Below are 15954 nucleotides of genomic sequence, written 5' to 3' on the forward strand. Positions count from 1 at the left end.
GAATTTCCCCATTTTCCCTAGTAAATTATTGTGGCTGCAAAATGAACTCAAGTGGTGAATGCAGCTCAAACTCTTTCCTTTGTTGAAGAGCAAGAAATATTTCAGGTAATTTATTAAAATTAATTTCTTGAAAGTAGGATGCAAATTCATATTTAGAATTAATATATAAGCGTTTCCGACTGCGAAGACCTGGATTTTTCAAGAGACAAACAAGCGCGACAATATCCATAAATGATACTTCTATTCCTTCTTGTGTAAAGATAGGATCCTTTTGGTACGGCGTAAACTCATGAATTATCTCATCAAAATATCTTACATATAGAACATGAAGCGTCTTTTCCTGACCATTTTCACTGAAAGTAACTTCACTCCTGTTAAAAAAATCCTCTGACGTATTTGATTTTTCTTTTTCTAATTCAAATCCCTTACACTGTTTAATTAGCAATGTAATCCCGCTCCTTATTTAACCTTGGCGTCAAACATAGACAATTGCAGTATTATTTTGAAACATAATTTTATTTTAGCATAAATTTGTTCATAAGAATGTAAATTAAGAGTTAATCGTTTCCTGAAATTTATCAAAAAATAGGTCTGCTTCTTCTTGAATAAATTCTTCATCCGCTTTATCTGGTAATTGGGGCAGCTCTTTTAGACTTTTCAAACCAAAGTAGTCTAAAAATTCTTTTGTTGTTCCATAAAGATAGGCACGTCCTGTTCCTTCAACCCGGCCAACCTCTTTTATTAACACTTTTGTCACTAGTGTGTGAATGGGTCTTTCCGTTTTCACACCCCGGATTTCTTCAATTTCCGCTCGGGTGATGGGCTGTTTATAAGCGATAATCGCTAAAGTCTCTAAAGCAGCCTGTGATAGCGCAGAAGTATGTGGAGAATCCACAAGTTTTTTTAAATACTCAGCATTTTCCTTTTTAGTTGCAAGCTGATAAGTGTCAGCAAGTTGAACAATCATAATCCCTCTATTGCTGTGACTGTTATATTCTTGTTTTAAATTTTCTATGATATCATTCGCCTTATATTCATCAACTTCTAAGACTTCGGCAATTTGTTTTAATGAAAGACCCTCATCTCCCGCTGCAAACAAAAGGCTTTCTAGGATACTGCTCCAATTAATAATTTCCAACTACTTCCGCCCCTTCCCCTACAGCTTCAACAAAGATATCACCAAAGTTTTCGTTCTGCTCTACATCAATTTCATTTCTTTTTATAAGCTCTAATATGGCTAAAAAGGTCACCACGATATGATCTTTTGCATGGTACGGAAACAAGTCATTAAAATTCCTCCGCCCTTTTAACTGTTGTAATTCTTCCATTATCTCATTCATTCTTTTTTCAATTGAAATTTCTTGACGCGCAATTTTTGTTGCCATTGGCCGCTGCAGTTTCTTTCTCCGTAATAACTTTTGGAAAGCAGCCAACATATCATACAGAGAAACATTTAACTCTGTCCGATCCGGTTGTTTCTCTTGCGCATAATCGGATAAATCGCTAGGGGGTTTTGTATACATAAGTCCCCGTTCTTCTTCCAATGTTTTTAAATCATGTGCCGCCTCTTTATATTTCCGATATTCAATTAAGCGTTCCACAAGCTCGTCTCGAGGATCCTCCTCGTATGTCATTTCAGGATCAACATCATCTAAAATTTCTTCGTGTTTAGGTAACAGCATCTTACTCTTTATAACTAACAAGGTGGCAGCCATAACCAAAAACTCACTTGCAACATCTAATTGCAGTTCATTCATCGTTTGAATATATATTAGGTATTGTTCAGTAATCTCATGAACTGGTATATCGTATATATCAATTTCAAGCCTATTTATTAAATGAAGGAGCAAGTCTAATGGACCTTCAAAGGCATCAATTTTCACCTGATAAGGCATTTCATTCACCAAAATTCTTAAAAGTAAATTTATAATCATTCATTATGATATTAATAGTATAGAGGATTAGAGTGGGGTAATCCAATAGAAAAATCACCCTGTTAGTCACATTATAATGAAAACAAAGGATGTTTGCCCATAACAATGGACAAATATCCTACATATGATGGCAAGGTAAAGAACAATAAATTAATAGGAGGTTTTAACTATGGATGGCGGATTTGGTGCCGGATTTGCTTTAATCGTTGTTTTATTCATTTTGTTAATTATCGTGGGTGCTTCCTGGGTTTACTAATTTCCATGTAATGTTAAATGTGGTAAAGCCCGTCAAGCTTGACGGGTTTTTTCTTTCATTTCTCAAGGATAGATTTAACAAATATGATAAACTAAACCTACATACATACATTGGTTAGGAGGGATCATTTGTACCCGAAAGAATACATCCAATTTTTAGCTCATTTTCATGGTGACAGAGATTACTTTGAATGTCACGAGATATTAGAAGAGTACTGGAAAAACACCGATTCAAAAAATAAAACCTCGATCTGGGTAGGGCTTATTTTGTTAGCCGTTTCCACTTATCACCATCGCCGAAAAAATTTTAATGGAGCCGACAGAACATTAAGAAAGGCAATCAAAATCTTCGATAGTCAATCAGACACGGTAATAGAACTTGGTTTGGATCATCATCTTTTAAAAGAGCTGTTAACTAAACGGTTATCCATGATTGAAAAAGAAGAAAACTATATAAGCTATGAACTGCCAATCTGTGACCCAATCCTATTAGAAATGAGTGTAAACTATTGCGAACAAATGGGTTATTTTTGGGGAAAACAAAGTAATAGATCCGATTATGAGCTAATTGATCGTCATAAATTGCGAGATCGAACAAGTGTGATCGAAGAAAGACATCAATCATTAAAACGAAGAAAAGGCAACGAATAATATTATCCGTTGCCTTTATTCCTTAACAGACATCGCATTTCTCAATAAATGCCGCAGTGTTTTCGTTTGGAATAATATCTTTATCGGCGTACATTTCTTTAAGTGCCTTTACCATTTTCTTGCCTATCCCCTGTGAGCGATGGGAAGGGTTAACGGAAATATGCTGAATGACTATTGTCTTAGCATCTTGTTGATACAGGACACCCAGCAGTCCGATAATATCTTCTTCCTTCCATAGAAAAAGCTGCAAATTCTCTTCTGTTTCATATTCTTTCATAGTTTGCTGGAGCTTCTTTAAATCCTTTTCACTTGGCATAAAGGACAATAAACCCATTGCGATCTTTTCTAACGTCTTCTTATAACGAATTAACATTTTGATCCCTCATTATATAAAATAAACCGATTTACTCTCTAATTTATCAATAGTATATTTTTGCCAAACAAATTAATAATAAACATTATTCATTATATGTAATTGAATTTAAATATGTTTCTTTTAAATACCATCATACAAAAATTATGGACATTCTTCAAATTGTCTAATGACCAGGTGCGATAAAACTCCAGTAAATAATCCCCCAAATGATTGATATGCTTATTAAGATACTAAATAATAACCAATTTCTTTTCATCCGAAAACTTTCCTCCAAAAGTGTTCTTTCCTGCCCCCATTCTACACCATATTACAAAAATAATCTATGTTCTCTCTTAAATGGAATCATTCACGAACAAAATAATGAAAAACTATGAAACTTATAGATTAATTATTACGTTAATAGTAGAGAATTCGGTTATATTATTATAAGAGCTCTTAACTAAAGCTTACGTAAGAACTTCTAGGAGGTAAAATATGAAAAAAATATTCATACTGTTAGTATTAACACTACTGCTAATCAATCCAATCCGGAGCCTTGCAGACATGGCTGAAGGGGATATGATTGTCACATTGGGTGAAAATTTAACCGAAGAACAAAAAAATAACCTTTTGCAAGAAATGGGGGCACCCGCTGATGTTCAAGTCGTGACGGTAACCAATCAGGAAGAACATCAATATTTAGGTAAATATGTTTCCAAATCTTTTATTGGTACAAGGGCCATCTCATCTTCTGCGATTACTATTGCTTCAAAAGGTGCCGGAATTACGGTAAAAACAAAAAATATCAACTGGGTAACAGACGAAATGTATGTAAATGCCTTGATTACGGCAGGAGTCAAAGATGCCAATATTTATATTACAGCGCCAATTTCTGTTTCAGGTACTGCAGCCTTAACAGGAATTATTAAAGCCTATGAAATCTCTGCCGAAAAGACGATTCCTGAAGAAGTGAAGCAAGCTGCGAACCAAGAAATGGTAGAAACCGCGAAATTAGGTGACTCCATCGGTGACAAGAATGCTGCCGCCTTAATCGCAAAAGTAAAGGAAGAAATCGCGAAAAATAAACCGAAAAATGATGAAGAATTACAAAACATTATTGACCAAGCAGCAAAAGATTTAAATGTCACTCTAACTGATGAAGAAATGAAGCGATTGGTGGACTTTTTTAACAAGCTGAAGGATTTAAATATTGATTGGAACCAAGTGAGTGATCAGCTGAATAAAGCAAAAGACCGCATTTCCAATTTTCTTCAATCAGAGGAAGGCCAAAGCTTCCTAGAGAAAATTAAGCAGTTCTTTATTTGGCTGATTGATGCCATAAAATCTATATTCTCCTAACAAGAAAAGCGGAAGCGCCCTGGTCAGCGGCGTATGGCCTGGAGCGCTCCAACTGAGATAAAGGAAACACGAAGAGCCGGAGGCGATTCGATGTTGACTTATCGTAGGGCGGAGCGCGAAGGACACTAGCCGCTAGGGTGCTGGAGCTGGACAATTCTCTGAGTTAAGATTCATACTTACTATCAAAATAAGCTGCCACTTTGGTTTTGAGTGGCAGCTTTGAGTTATTTTAATGGGAGATCGTGGACGATTAAATCCTTATAGGTTTCTCTTTTAACGACAAGTGAGGCAGTTCCATTTTCAACAAAAACAACCGCCGGGCGGGGGATGCGGTTATAGTTATTTGACATGGAATAACCGTAAGCACCCGTGCAAAAAACAGCTAGAATATCTTCTTCTCCCGCTTTTGGAAGCGGCAGGTCCCAAATTAACATATCGCCTGATTCACAGCATTTTCCGGCAATTGAAACGGTCTCATCTGCTTTTGATAATGGCTTATTAGCGAGTACCGCTTCGTACTTGGCTTGATAAAGGGCTGGGCGAATATTATCACTCATACCACCGTCAACGGCTAAATACTTTCTAACCCCTGGGACATCCTTAGAGGAACCAACCTTGTAAAGGGTTATTCCAGCGTCACCTACAAGAGATCGGCCTGGCTCTATCCAAATTTCCGGCATTTTCAATGAGTGCTGCTTTGTTAAATTTTTTACCTCTGAGATGATTTCACGAACAAATTGTGATGGCGGAATTGGTTCATCCTCTTTCGTATATCGGATACCAAAACCTCCACCTAAGTTTAAAACTTTTGCTTCAAAAGATAGTTCCTTTTTCCAATGTTCCATTTTTTCCACAATTTTCTTTGCAGCTAACAAAAAGCCTGTTGTATCAAATATTTGTGAACCAATGTGACAATGAAGTCCCAGAACATCAAATAATTCGAATTGAAGGGCTGTCTTTACAGCTTCTTCCGCCTGTCCATTTTGAAGGTCAAAGCCAAATTTAGAATCTTCTTGACCCGTTAGGATATAATCATGTGTATGTGCTTCAATGCCGGGTGTTACCCGTAACAGAATGCTCACTCTGGCAGTTTTCTCAGTCGAAATAGCTTTTAAGAGTTCCAATTCAGAAAAATTATCAACAACAATGCAGCCGACACCATAATCGAGGGCCATTTCTAATTCTTCTCTGCTTTTATTGTTTCCATGAAAGTGGATTCGTTCGACGGGGAACCCTGCAACGATAGCAGTATATAATTCACCGCCAGAGACTACATCCAGCGATAATCCCTCTTCTTCAGCAAGTTGAATCATAGCAATAGTTGAAAATGCTTTGCTGGCATACGCAACTTGAGCCTTGATATCTAACTCGTCAAACGTCTGTTTAAACCCTTTTGCTCTTTCCCTAATTAATGCAACATCATAAACATATAGCGGGGTTCCAAATTGTTTTGTCAATTCAATGGCATCTACTCCGCCTATTTCCAAATGTCCAAACTTATTTACGCCTGTCGTCCCGTAAAAATGCATTCTACTCCCTCTCTCCGCCTGCAGCTACTATAGTCTATGTAGACAACTTATAGTTAAATAGACAGAATCCACATAAGATACTGCCTATTTTTCTTTATCCCTTTATTCGATTAAAATTACTTTAGCATAACTAAAAAAAATCCGCAATTATTTCTCGTTGGCCCCAGGCGGCTGCCGGTAGCGGTTTCGAGGGTGAACAATACTTGGTCTAAGTAAGGATCCAGGTATCGCTCTACGGACAACAATTTGCATAAATCCTTTTGGCTCAAAAGGTAGAAATGGCCAAAAGTATGGCGTATTAAGTGCACGCATGTTAACAACCCATAAAAATAGTAACGTGCTGCCAATAACAAAACCTGGCGTATGAAATATAGCCACTAAAATCATAAGAATCATTCTTGCAATTTTATTTGCCACCCCCAGCTCATAGCTCGGAGTGGTAAAAGTACCAATCCCCGCCACTGCCACATAAAGGATGACCTCTGGAACAAAAAGGCCAACATCAATTGCAATTTGACCAATTAATACCGCTGCGATTAAGCCCATAGCCGTGGACAATGGTGTCGGAGTATGTATGGCTGCCATTCTTAAAAATTCTATTCCAAAATCGGCTAAAATTAATTGAACTACAACTGGAATATTCGTTTGTTCATTTGGTCCAATAAAGGCAATCTTCTCAGGTAATAGGGATGGTTCTAATACAAACAATAACCAAAGGGGCAGTAAGGCAATCGAAGCTACAACTCCTAAAAACCGTGTCCAACGCACAAAAGTTCCCATTGCTGGTGATTCCCTAAATTCTTCTGCGTGCTGTACATGATGAAAATAGGTTGTCGGCGTAATAATGACACTTGGAGAAGTATCACAATAAATAATAACATGTCCCTCTAATATATGTGCGGCCGCAACATCCGCTCTTTCTGTATATCTAACTAATGGAAACGGATTCCATCCCTGCTTAACAATAAATTCTTCAATCGTTTTATCTGCCATTGGAATGCCATCTACTTTTATGGACTTTAATTCTTTTCTAAGAATATTTAATAAATCAGCATCTGCTACATCTTCTAAGTAACCTAAGGCAACATCTGTTTTCGATCTCTCGCCAACCTTAAACATTTCGAAACGGAGGCGTTCATCACGTATTCTTCTTCTCGTTAATGCTGTATTTAGAATAATATTTTCTACAAACCCATCTCGGGAACCACGAACAACCTTTTCGGTATCAGGTTCTTGCGGTGCCCTGCCTGGGTAACTTCTTACATCTACAGCTAATGCCGTCCTTTCGCCATCGATAACGACTACGATCTGACCGGACAGAACTAAGTCAACTAATTCATCAAGTTTATGTATAGGTTGAACCGATTGATTTACCAGTCGATTATAAACAAGTTTATAAATATCCACTGATTGTTTTTCATGATCAGTGATTTTCACTAATTCTTCAAGTAATTCAATGATATAGCTCGTGTCACAAAGTCCATTACAATAATAGATTTGGACATCTTTTTTAAGGATTTTCAGCTTCCTAACACCTAAGTCAAAACTAACCCCAAGTCCTACCCTTTGTTTCATATAATGTTCAATTTCATTTACTGATTCGGGGATCGGCCATTTTTGCTCATTACTTCTGGACATGAAAGCCACTCCTTTCAAGTATGAGTTCTACTGCTTTTTTTGTTATGGGAGAACCATTTTTGTATGAATCATGCCTAGCCATTTTACCAATATCACCAACACCAACTATGATTGGCACATCCAATTCGTCAAGGCAGTACACTGTATCACCGTTTATTCTCCCGACTTCAAGCTCCGGTATACCAAATTTATCAACACCGTAGTGGGTTAGATTTCCGTCGCGGTCAATACTGACATCGACCCTTGTCCATTCCTCATGTCTTGACTTTGCCGCGACCGCAATTACACCTAAGACATCAATATCTTGATGGGTTGCGACATATTTTAATGCAGCCTCGCCTGCACCCTCTCCGACAATGCCGCTGTCATCAAACATCACTAATACGGGATCGTGTGCCGCCTTTTTTATTAACTTGACGATTTCAGGTCCTGTTAACTTGGATGGATTACCGTGAGAGTTAGAAATACATCGCCCTCCAATTTCATGGGCCACATGTTCTACAGCTCTTTTTGCATATTCATCTCCATCAGTTATTAGGATGACACGCCTCCGCACACTCATACTTTGATGTCCCTTCACTTAACAAGAGTTTATACTTATTTAAAAGCAAATAATTCTTTACAAATAGACTTATCTTTGAACGAAATAAAGCCATTGAAAAATAGATCCAAAAATTTTCCCTAACACAATGGCCATTACCAGAATGATAATTTGTCCATCCACTCTAATTCTTTTGGCCAGAATCGGGAAAACATTTACAACCTCCGTTAATCCAGCTGCCAGCATTCCCACAAACACTCCACCAGTAAGTCCAAGAGGGACTAAGAAATAGGATGAAATATGTAAAATAGGATCCCTTAAGCTCGCAGATACTCCACTCAGAACCCCTAGTACAACAGCCCATTCATAGTATTTGATCATTCCCACAGATTTAGAAAGCTGCGTTAATCTTGGTATAATCCCAAGAACCGTTAAAAACGCTACAAAGCCTGCTCCAACCGATAATCCACTTGCTAAGCCTAAAAAAATAATCAATAAAATTTTAATCGTCATTTACTTGTTTCATACTTTCTTTATTTTCATGAATGACCACATAGTTATCTAAATCAAGCTGATAATTAAATATTTCTACTTCAAGTGGACTCGGCTCTTCATTTAGACGTTTTTTGAAGACGTGATTAAAAAACAGAATCATTCCTAAACCAAGACCAATAGAGTAGGGAATTTGGAATAGTAATGGTTTATCGGATTTTTTTTGTGTAATAATGGTATATATTTTTTCTTGAACGCTTTTCATACTAACATCATCATGAAAATTCATAATGGTCATAGCAGAACCGAAAAATAATAAAAACCATATGAGCATAAAAATAGGAACGGAAACCTTTTTTTTCTTAAAAATCACTTCCACAATCGTTTGAGCCGGACCAATGGATTGAACATCCACATTTTCAAACCTGTTTGTAATTGCCTTAATCACTGCCATCACATCAATTATGATGATATTCCGATCCATGTCAGTTACTTGATAAATCATTAATGATTGTAAATCAAAGAGGACCGCTTCTGGGGCAATAATCTGGGCAACATCCTTTAAAAGTATTTTTTCATTTGGCAGGACATGAACACGATGCCTCATGCGGATGTAGATTGTTTTTTCCAAAACATTCACTTCCCACACAATAGTTTCCTCGTAAATAGTATGGATATTTTCTAGTCCTTTCATGTATGAAAAAAAGACCGCATGGATTAGAGATCCATACGGTCTTTCATTTGCTGTAATATTTTTTTTTCAAGTCTTGAAACTTGTACCTGGGAAATACCTAGTCTTAACGCTACTTCAGATTGTGTTTGGTCTTTATAATATCTTAAATAGACGATTAGTCTTTCTCTTTCATCTAATTCTCGAATGGCTTCTTTTAAAGCAATTTTATCAAACCATTTTCCCTCATTACCGTCATCAATTTGATCTAGTAATGTTATCGGATCCCCGTCATTTTCATAGACGGTCTCATGGATTGACGAAGGTGTCCTGCTTGCTTCTTGAGCGAGAATTACATCCTCGGGTGAAAGATCCAAATGCACTGAAATTTCGTTAACAGTTGGTATTCTTCCAAATGTTTTTGATAATTCATCCTTCGCTTTACGGATTTTATTACCCATCTCTTTCAAAGAGCGGCTCACTTTTACCGTTCCATCATCGCGAATAAATCGTTGGATTTCACCAATAATCATGGGAACCGCGTAGGTAGAAAATTTGACATCGTAGGAAAGGTCAAATTTATCAACTGACTTTAATAAACCAATACAACCAATCTGGAATAAATCATCCGGGTCATAACCCCTATTAAGAAACCTCTGAACAACAGACCAAACGAGCCGCATATTTTTTTCAACAATTAGATCTCTGGCTTCCTGGTCACCGGTTTGGCTCTTTTTAATGAGTTCCTTCACTTCATGATCTTTTAAATACGTTTGACTTTTATCGTTCTTGACCTCCACATCCATCGGCAAGTCTCCTTAATTGCAAAGCATTTTGTTAAGTTTTAAATGCTTCCGTAATCTAACCTCGGTTCCTCGACCTGGCTGTGAATGAACCTCAACCTCATCCATGAAATTTTCCATGATGGTGAAACCCATACCGGATCGTTCTAAATCCGGCTTTGTTGTAAATAATGGCTGACGAGCTTCCTCCACATCTGTTATTCCTAAACCAACATCTTTAATGGTCATATCAATCAAACCGTCTTCAATGGACACCTGAATGTACACAATTCCAGTGGGATCCTTTTCATAACCGTGAATAATAGCATTAGTCACGGCTTCTGAAACAACTGTTTTAATTTCTGTCAGCTCATCCATTGTTGGATCAAGTTGAGCAATAAAGGCAGCGACTGTTACTCGGGCAAACGATTCATTTTGACTTAATGCACTAAATTGAAGATTCATTTCATTCTTCATTTTAGGCCACCCCCAATCTTTGCAATGCAAATTCCTCTGTCGGTTCCATTTTGATAATTTTAAATAAACCAGACATATCGAATAATCTTTGTATTGCAGGGGAAATCGCACAAACCACCATTTCACCGTGCACCTGCTTTATTTGTTTATATCTCCCAAGAATAACCCCTAATCCAGAGCTATCCATAAAAGAAAGTTGTTCCAGATTTAAAACAATATGACGTATATTATTTTTTTCTATAACAGCTGTTGCCTGTTCGCGAAGTTCATCTGCAGTATGGTGATCTAATTCACCACTCAAGCGGATACATAAAACATCAAGTTTAGTTTCTATATCAATGTTTAGACTCACTATCCCTGGCCTCCTTAATCTGGTATAGTGAGTCATTTCGCCTTTAGCAGTGTAATCTCCTTCTACAAATACAAAACTAGTCCTATTTCGCTAAAATTAGTACTGTAATATGAAGTTTCGACAACTTCTCAGAGGCTGTATCAGAGTAATCTGTTGGTCGTTCCACCCTATGCTGGAAGATTATTTCCCTGCTTTTGTAAACATTCCGAATGAACGTTTATAAAGAGTCCACCATCCTGCTTCCTTTACATCTTTGTTCGCAACGATGGGGCTTTCAAGGATGACCTTTTCGCCCTTTATTAGCTTGATCGTCCCAATCTGATCACCCTTTTTGATCGGAGCATTAAGATTTTTTTTCAGGACAACCTTTTGTTTCACATCCTCCACCTTTTCACCTTTTTTAGTCAGTAAAGAAAGTGGTTCGCTTGTGACAGCATCAACAGATTTTTCCTTTCCTTTACTAATTTTTGCTTGACCGATTGTTTGATTGCGCTTAAACATTGGATGGGTTTGGTACTGGGCAAAGGCATAATTAAGCATTTTTGTCACTTGGGCATTTCTTTCCTTTGAGGTCGGGGCCCCAAATACAACAGCAATAACACGCATTCCATCCTTTTGGGCTGTTGCAGTTAAACAGTACTTTGCTTCTGCAGTAAAGCCCGTTTTTAACCCGTCCACCCCTGGATAGAAACGAACTAATTTATTTGTATTTACCAGCCAGAATTTTTTATCTGTATTTTCACGAAGGTATGCTTCATACATTCCTGTAAATTTCGTAATGTCTTCATATTTTAATAGTTCTTTTGCCATAACTGCCATATCAGCTGCTGTGCTGTAATGTCCACTTACCGGCAGCCCAGTAGTATTTTTAAAGAATGTATGCTTTAGTCCTAACTCTTTTGCTTTATCATTCATCATATCAACAAACGCTTCTTCTGAACCGGCAATTCTTTCCGCCATCGCGACAGATGCATCATTTCCAGACCCAATTGCAATTCCCCTGAGCATTTCCTTTGTGGTCATTTCTTCACCAGGCTCCAGAAAAATTTGTGAGCCGCCCATTGAAGCCGCATACTCACTAGCACGAATTTTTTCATTCCACGTCAGCTTTCCTTGGTCTAGTGCTTCCATTATTAAAAGCATCGTCATAATTTTGGTCATACTTGCCGGTGGCAGTTCCTCGTTACTATTTTTCTCATAAAGGACTGTCCCGGTATCGCGTTCAATTAAAATAGCGGATTTTACATTGCTGACTATATCAGCATTTTTCTTTTCTTCAGCTGCAAATGCAGCAGATGGACTCCATAAACTAGTCAGTAAAAAAGATGTCACTATGAAAGAGACAAATCGTTTCATTCACAAACCCTCCATTCTTTATAAAGTTCATTTTTTCCAAAATAACTAACTTTATACAAATATTTCCTGTCAAAACAATAAAAAAGGTGTCAGGCACCATGTGAGAATTTCACATAGTGCCTGACACCTAAACTTGGACCCATTTATTCCATTATTTCTTCATGTATTAAAATTGGTGCTTCTACTTTGGCGCTAGAGATTTTGATATTTTCGTAAAGTTTTGCCATTACGTCTTCAACGTTATCAAAGTTACTATAGATGGTGACTAGTGATTCACCTTTTCTCACTTGATCACCTATTTTCTTTCTTAAAACAAGCCCTACCGCAAGGTCTATGACCGATTCCTTCGTGGCTCTGCCAGCTCCGAGCAGCATGGCTGCTGTGCCCACCTCATCTGCCACAATCTCAGCAACATAACCATCTTCCTTTGCTTCCAACTCAAATGTATATTTTGCTTGCGGCATTTTTGAAGGATCCTCAACGATAGAGGCATCTCCACCTTGAGAGCTTAAGAAGATTTTTAACTTTTCTAGTGCAGAACCATCTTTAATCACATTTTCGAGCAAACTTCGCGCTTCTTCTAAAGAACTAGCTTTTTCTGCTACGTAAACCATATGACTGCCAAGAGTTAAACATAATTCTGTTAAATCCTCAGGACCTTCCCCTTTAAGGGTATCAATTGCTTCTTTTACTTCTAGCGCATTTCCAATTGCATATCCAAGTGGCTGACTCATGTCAGATATAACTGCCATCGTTCTTCTGCCTACATTATTTCCAATTCTGACCATTGCTTTTGCAAGTTCCCTAGAATCATCAAGTGTCTTCATGAACGCACCAGCGCCAGTTTTAACATCTAAAACAATAGCGTCAGCACCAGCTGCAATCTTTTTACTCATTATAGAGCTAGCAATCAGTGGAATACTGTCTACCGTTGCAGTAACATCCCTTAATGCATACAGTTTTTTATCTGCAGGGGTTAAATTACCACTTTGTCCAATAACAGCGATTTTATTTTTATTAACAAGCTCAATAAATTGATCGTTTTCAATTTCCACATGGAATCCTTTGACAGCTTCTAATTTATCAATCGTTCCACCCGTATGACCTAATCCCCGTCCTGACATCTTTGCAATAGGCACACCTAATGCAGCAACTAAAGGTCCTAACACTAGTGTGGTTGTATCCCCTACACCGCCTGTTGAATGTTTATCAACCTTAATTCCTTCAATTTGCGATAAATCTATTTGATCACCAGATTCAACCATTGCCATTGTTAAATCCGCTCTTTCTTTTTCAGTCATTCCTTTAAAATAGATGGCCATCGTTAAGGCACTGACCTGGTAATCTGGAATTGAACCTTCAGTGTAACCACTTATGATAAATTTGATTTCATCGGCTGTTAATTCTTGTCCATCTCTCTTTTTCTCTATTAAGTCAACCATTCTCATCGAAAATCACCACTTTACTTTATTGTTAAATACTTTTTACTATTTCCTTAACATACCGAAGAAAGTCTGCCTTAACTCTTTCTGTCGTCTCAATCACTTCATCATGTGTTAGTGGTTGGTCCAAGATTCCAGCTGCCATATTGGAAATGCATGAGATTCCGAGTACCTTCATCCCACTATGACGTGCAACAATTACCTCCGGTACAGTTGACATCCCGACTGCATCTCCTCCTAAAACACGAACCATGCGAATCTCTGCGGGTGTTTCATAAACTGGTCCTGGATTTCCGTAATAAACACCTTCTTGGACATTGATGTTTAATCGTTCAGCAATTTCTCTCGCCATAACACGCAGTTCTTTAGTATACGCCTCTGACATATCAGGGAAGCGAACGCCCAGTTTCGCTTCATTTGGCCCGATTAACGGATTTGTTCCCATGTTATTAATGTGGTCCGTTATAATCATTAAATCTCCAGCCGAAAAGCTTTCATTAACACCGCCTGCAGCATTGGTAACGATTAACACTTCAACACCCAATTCTTTCATTACACGAACTGGAAATGTCACTTTATCCATACTATATCCTTCATAGAAATGAAATCTGCCTTGCATGGCTGCCACTTCTACACCATTAAGTAAGCCAAAAACTAGCTGACCGGCATGACCTTCTACTGTTGAAACAGGGAAATCAGGAATTTGGTTGTAGGCTATCTTTACAGGATTTTGAATTTCATCTGCTAGAACACCTAGTCCCGAACCTAAAATAAGGCCAACTTTGGGTGTTTTTGAATATTTATCTTTTAAAAAACTGGCTGCATTTTGAATTTTTTCAACGTTCATATTCTTGTCCCTTTCTTATTTCAAATCATTTAGAAAGCTTTTACCATAATTAGGCATCTTAACTTTAAAATTATCAGCCACAGTTGCTCCTAGATCAGCAAATGTTTCGCGCAATGGCAATTCTTTTCCATCATTCATACTCTTAGAGTATACAAGTAATGGCACATATTCACGCGTATGGTCGGTGCCTGGTGCCACTGGATCATTTCCGTGATCTGCTGTTATCATTAATAAATCATCATCTTTCATTTTTGCAAACACTTCAGGCAGACGAGCGTCATATTCCTCAAGTGCTTTTCCATAACCTTCAGGATCACGGCGATGGCCGTATAATGCATCAAAATCAACTAAATTTAAAAAGCTGATACCTGTGAAGTCCATATCGAATGTTTCTACAAGTTTATCCATTCCATCCATATTGGAGACTGTTCTAAGAGATTGGGTCACACCTTCTCCATCGTAAATATCAGATATTTTCCCAATAGCAATGACATCGAAACCAGCATCTTTTAGTTCACTCATCACCGTGCGATCAAAAGGTTTTAAAGCATAATCATGACGGTTTGGTGTACGTTTAAAGTTCCCAGGCTCACCTAAGAATGGGCGGGCAATGACACGGCCTACCATATATTTTTCATCAAGGGTCAACTCTCGAGCAATTTTGCAAATATGGTAGAGCTCGTCAAGTGGAACAATTTCTTCATGCGCAGCTATTTGAAGTACTGAATCGGCAGAAGTATAGACAATTAAAGCCCCTGTTTTCATATGCTCTTCACCAAGCTCGACAAGGATTTCCGTTCCACTTGCAGGTTTATTCCCAATAATTTTCCGTCCTGTTCTTTTTTCTAATTCAGCTAGGAGTTCGTCTGGAAAACCTTCTGGGAAAACGCGGAAAGGCGTTTGAATATTCAAGCCCATGATTTCCCAATGACCCGTCATCGTATCTTTTCCGTTAGATGCTTCCATCATTTTGGTGTAATAAGCTAATGGTCGTTCCGCTTTTTCTACTCCTTTAATTTGGCGAATATTGCTTAATCCCAGCTTAGCCATGTTAGGCATATGAAGCCCATTCATTCTTTCAGCAATATGACCATAAGTATCGGCACCTTTATCGCCGAATTTTTCAGCATCAGGTGCTTCCCCAATACCAACTGAATCCATAACAATAATGAAGACCCGTTTATATGTATTTGCTGTCATGCAATTCTTCCTCCTTTTTATCTATAAAACGTATACGTTTAGTTCCCTTCATCTTCCACAAGGAAACGTTTGCA

19 protein-coding genes are annotated in these 15954 nt (G+C 37.8%); 3 read left to right on the forward strand and 16 right to left on the reverse strand.

The features are described from left to right. Nucleotides 1–25: 25 nt before the first annotated feature. From AC4E8C_RS15915 to AC4E8C_RS15925, 3 genes are all read right to left on the reverse strand, one after another. Complete coding sequence (locus tag AC4E8C_RS15915) at nt 26–445, reverse strand: hypothetical protein (protein WP_490207633.1); 420 nt, start codon at nt 443–445, stop codon at nt 26–28. A gap of 105 nt (nt 446–550) precedes the next feature. Continuing rightward, on the reverse strand, nt 551–1138 hold the full coding sequence (gene scpB, locus AC4E8C_RS15920; protein WP_490207634.1) for an SMC-Scp complex subunit ScpB: 588 nt from the start codon (nt 1136–1138) through the stop codon (nt 551–553). After that, on the reverse strand, nt 1125–1895 hold the full coding sequence (locus tag AC4E8C_RS15925) for a segregation/condensation protein A (protein ID WP_490207635.1): 771 nt from the start codon (nt 1893–1895) through the stop codon (nt 1125–1127). Before AC4E8C_RS15925 ends, scpB begins: the two co-directional genes overlap by 14 nt. A 208-nt stretch (nt 1896–2103) precedes the next feature. On the opposite strand from AC4E8C_RS15925, the gene AC4E8C_RS15930 reads away from it, so the two are divergent. After that, nucleotides 2104–2190 (forward strand): YjcZ family sporulation protein, encoded by an 87-nt coding sequence (locus AC4E8C_RS15930; protein WP_101650965.1) that lies wholly within the window; start codon nt 2104–2106, stop codon nt 2188–2190. Between the two features lie 128 nt (nt 2191–2318). Beyond that, nucleotides 2319–2840 carry a DUF309 domain-containing protein gene (locus tag AC4E8C_RS15935; RefSeq protein WP_490207636.1) on the forward strand — a complete coding sequence of 174 codons (522 nt, stop codon included), beginning with the start codon at nt 2319–2321 and terminating at the stop codon, nt 2838–2840. 22 nt (nt 2841–2862) lie between these two features. Here the strand turns inward: AC4E8C_RS15935 and AC4E8C_RS15940 are convergent, their stop codons facing one another. Next, nucleotides 2863–3213 (reverse strand): GNAT family N-acetyltransferase, encoded by a 351-nt coding sequence (locus AC4E8C_RS15940; RefSeq protein WP_490207637.1) that lies wholly within the window; start codon nt 3211–3213, stop codon nt 2863–2865. A 477-nt stretch (nt 3214–3690) separates the two neighbouring features. Here AC4E8C_RS15940 and AC4E8C_RS15945 point away from each other — a divergent pair, with 477 nt between their 5' ends. Then, on the forward strand, nt 3691–4554 hold the full coding sequence (locus AC4E8C_RS15945; RefSeq protein WP_490207638.1) for a DUF1002 domain-containing protein: 864 nt from the start codon (nt 3691–3693) through the stop codon (nt 4552–4554). A gap of 224 nt (nt 4555–4778) precedes the next feature. On the opposite strand, the gene lysA is transcribed toward AC4E8C_RS15945, so the two are convergent. The 12 genes from lysA to deoB form a co-directional block, all read right to left on the reverse strand. Then, complete coding sequence (gene lysA / locus AC4E8C_RS15950) at nt 4779–6083, reverse strand: diaminopimelate decarboxylase (protein WP_490207639.1); 1305 nt, start codon at nt 6081–6083, stop codon at nt 4779–4781. A gap of 147 nt (nt 6084–6230) precedes the next feature. Then, on the reverse strand, nt 6231–7721 hold the full coding sequence (locus AC4E8C_RS15955; protein ID WP_490207640.1) for a spore germination protein: 1491 nt from the start codon (nt 7719–7721) through the stop codon (nt 6231–6233). Beyond that, nucleotides 7708–8283, reverse strand: coding sequence for a stage V sporulation protein SpoVABEA (spoVAEA, locus tag AC4E8C_RS15960; RefSeq protein ID WP_490207641.1), 576 nt, complete (start codon nt 8281–8283; stop codon nt 7708–7710). The genes AC4E8C_RS15955 and spoVAEA overlap by 14 nt, the downstream gene beginning before the upstream one ends. A gap of 69 nt (nt 8284–8352) precedes the next feature. After that, nucleotides 8353–8775 (reverse strand): stage V sporulation protein AB, encoded by a 423-nt coding sequence (locus tag AC4E8C_RS15965; protein ID WP_490207642.1) that lies wholly within the window; start codon nt 8773–8775, stop codon nt 8353–8355. Continuing rightward, nucleotides 8765–9385: a stage V sporulation protein AA gene (locus tag AC4E8C_RS15970; protein ID WP_490207643.1), complete on the reverse strand. Its 621-nt coding sequence runs from the start codon at nt 9383–9385 to the stop codon at nt 8765–8767. Before AC4E8C_RS15970 ends, AC4E8C_RS15965 begins: the two co-directional genes overlap by 11 nt. An 86-nt stretch (nt 9386–9471) precedes the next feature. Further along, nucleotides 9472–10230, reverse strand: coding sequence for an RNA polymerase sporulation sigma factor SigF (gene sigF, locus AC4E8C_RS15975; protein ID WP_490207644.1), 759 nt, complete (start codon nt 10228–10230; stop codon nt 9472–9474). A 12-nt stretch (nt 10231–10242) separates the two neighbouring features. Further along, nucleotides 10243–10683 carry an anti-sigma F factor gene (spoIIAB, locus tag AC4E8C_RS15980; protein WP_490207645.1) on the reverse strand — a complete coding sequence of 147 codons (441 nt, stop codon included), beginning with the start codon at nt 10681–10683 and terminating at the stop codon, nt 10243–10245. Between the two features lies 1 nt (nt 10684). Then, nucleotides 10685–11035 (reverse strand): anti-sigma F factor antagonist, encoded by a 351-nt coding sequence (spoIIAA, locus tag AC4E8C_RS15985; protein WP_490207646.1) that lies wholly within the window; start codon nt 11033–11035, stop codon nt 10685–10687. A 180-nt stretch (nt 11036–11215) separates the two neighbouring features. Beyond that, on the reverse strand, nt 11216–12391 hold the full coding sequence (locus AC4E8C_RS15990; protein ID WP_490207647.1) for a D-alanyl-D-alanine carboxypeptidase family protein: 1176 nt from the start codon (nt 12389–12391) through the stop codon (nt 11216–11218). 143 nt (nt 12392–12534) lie between these two features. After that, on the reverse strand, nt 12535–13839 hold the full coding sequence (locus tag AC4E8C_RS15995; protein ID WP_490207648.1) for a pyrimidine-nucleoside phosphorylase: 1305 nt from the start codon (nt 13837–13839) through the stop codon (nt 12535–12537). A 25-nt stretch (nt 13840–13864) separates the two neighbouring features. After that, nucleotides 13865–14680, reverse strand: a complete 816-nt coding sequence (locus AC4E8C_RS16000; protein WP_490207649.1) for a purine-nucleoside phosphorylase — start codon at nt 14678–14680, stop codon at nt 13865–13867. A gap of 15 nt (nt 14681–14695) precedes the next feature. Beyond that, the gene (gene deoB / locus AC4E8C_RS16005; protein WP_490207650.1) at nt 14696–15880 is read right to left on the reverse strand and encodes a phosphopentomutase; all 1185 of its coding nucleotides are present in this window, start codon (nt 15878–15880) and stop codon (nt 14696–14698) included. Nucleotides 15881–15954 lie beyond the last annotated feature (74 nt).

Source organism: Neobacillus sp. SRL179 (assembly GCF_984799095.1).

Bases quoted from the DNA above. Each gene is read 5' to 3' on its own strand.
- spoVAEA (WP_490207641.1), bottom strand. From the start codon at position 8,283: ATGAGTGTGCGGAGGCGTGTCATCCTAATAACTGATGGAGATGAATAT.
- AC4E8C_RS15990 (WP_490207647.1), bottom strand. From the start codon at position 12,391: ATGAAACGATTTGTCTCTTTCATAGTGACATCTTTTTTACTGACTAGT.
- deoB (WP_490207650.1), bottom strand. From the start codon at position 15,880: ATGACAGCAAATACATATAAACGGGTCTTCATTATTGTTATGGATTCA.
- AC4E8C_RS15965 (WP_490207642.1), bottom strand. From the start codon at position 8,775: ATGACGATTAAAATTTTATTGATTATTTTTTTAGGCTTAGCAAGTGGA.
- lysA (WP_490207639.1), bottom strand. From the start codon at position 6,083: ATGCATTTTTACGGGACGACAGGCGTAAATAAGTTTGGACATTTGGAA.
- AC4E8C_RS15945 (WP_490207638.1), top strand. From the start codon at position 3,691: ATGAAAAAAATATTCATACTGTTAGTATTAACACTACTGCTAATCAAT.
- AC4E8C_RS16000 (WP_490207649.1), bottom strand. From the start codon at position 14,680: ATGAACGTTGAAAAAATTCAAAATGCAGCCAGTTTTTTAAAAGATAAA.
- spoIIAB (WP_490207645.1), bottom strand. From the start codon at position 10,683: ATGAAGAATGAAATGAATCTTCAATTTAGTGCATTAAGTCAAAATGAA.
- AC4E8C_RS15925 (WP_490207635.1), bottom strand. From the start codon at position 1,895: ATGCCTTATCAGGTGAAAATTGATGCCTTTGAAGGTCCATTAGACTTG.
- AC4E8C_RS15930 (WP_101650965.1), top strand. From the start codon at position 2,104: ATGGATGGCGGATTTGGTGCCGGATTTGCTTTAATCGTTGTTTTATTC.
- AC4E8C_RS15940 (WP_490207637.1), bottom strand. From the start codon at position 3,213: ATGTTAATTCGTTATAAGAAGACGTTAGAAAAGATCGCAATGGGTTTA.
- sigF (WP_490207644.1), bottom strand. From the start codon at position 10,230: ATGGATGTGGAGGTCAAGAACGATAAAAGTCAAACGTATTTAAAAGAT.
- AC4E8C_RS15995 (WP_490207648.1), bottom strand. From the start codon at position 13,839: ATGAGAATGGTTGACTTAATAGAGAAAAAGAGAGATGGACAAGAATTA.
- AC4E8C_RS15955 (WP_490207640.1), bottom strand. From the start codon at position 7,721: ATGTCCAGAAGTAATGAGCAAAAATGGCCGATCCCCGAATCAGTAAAT.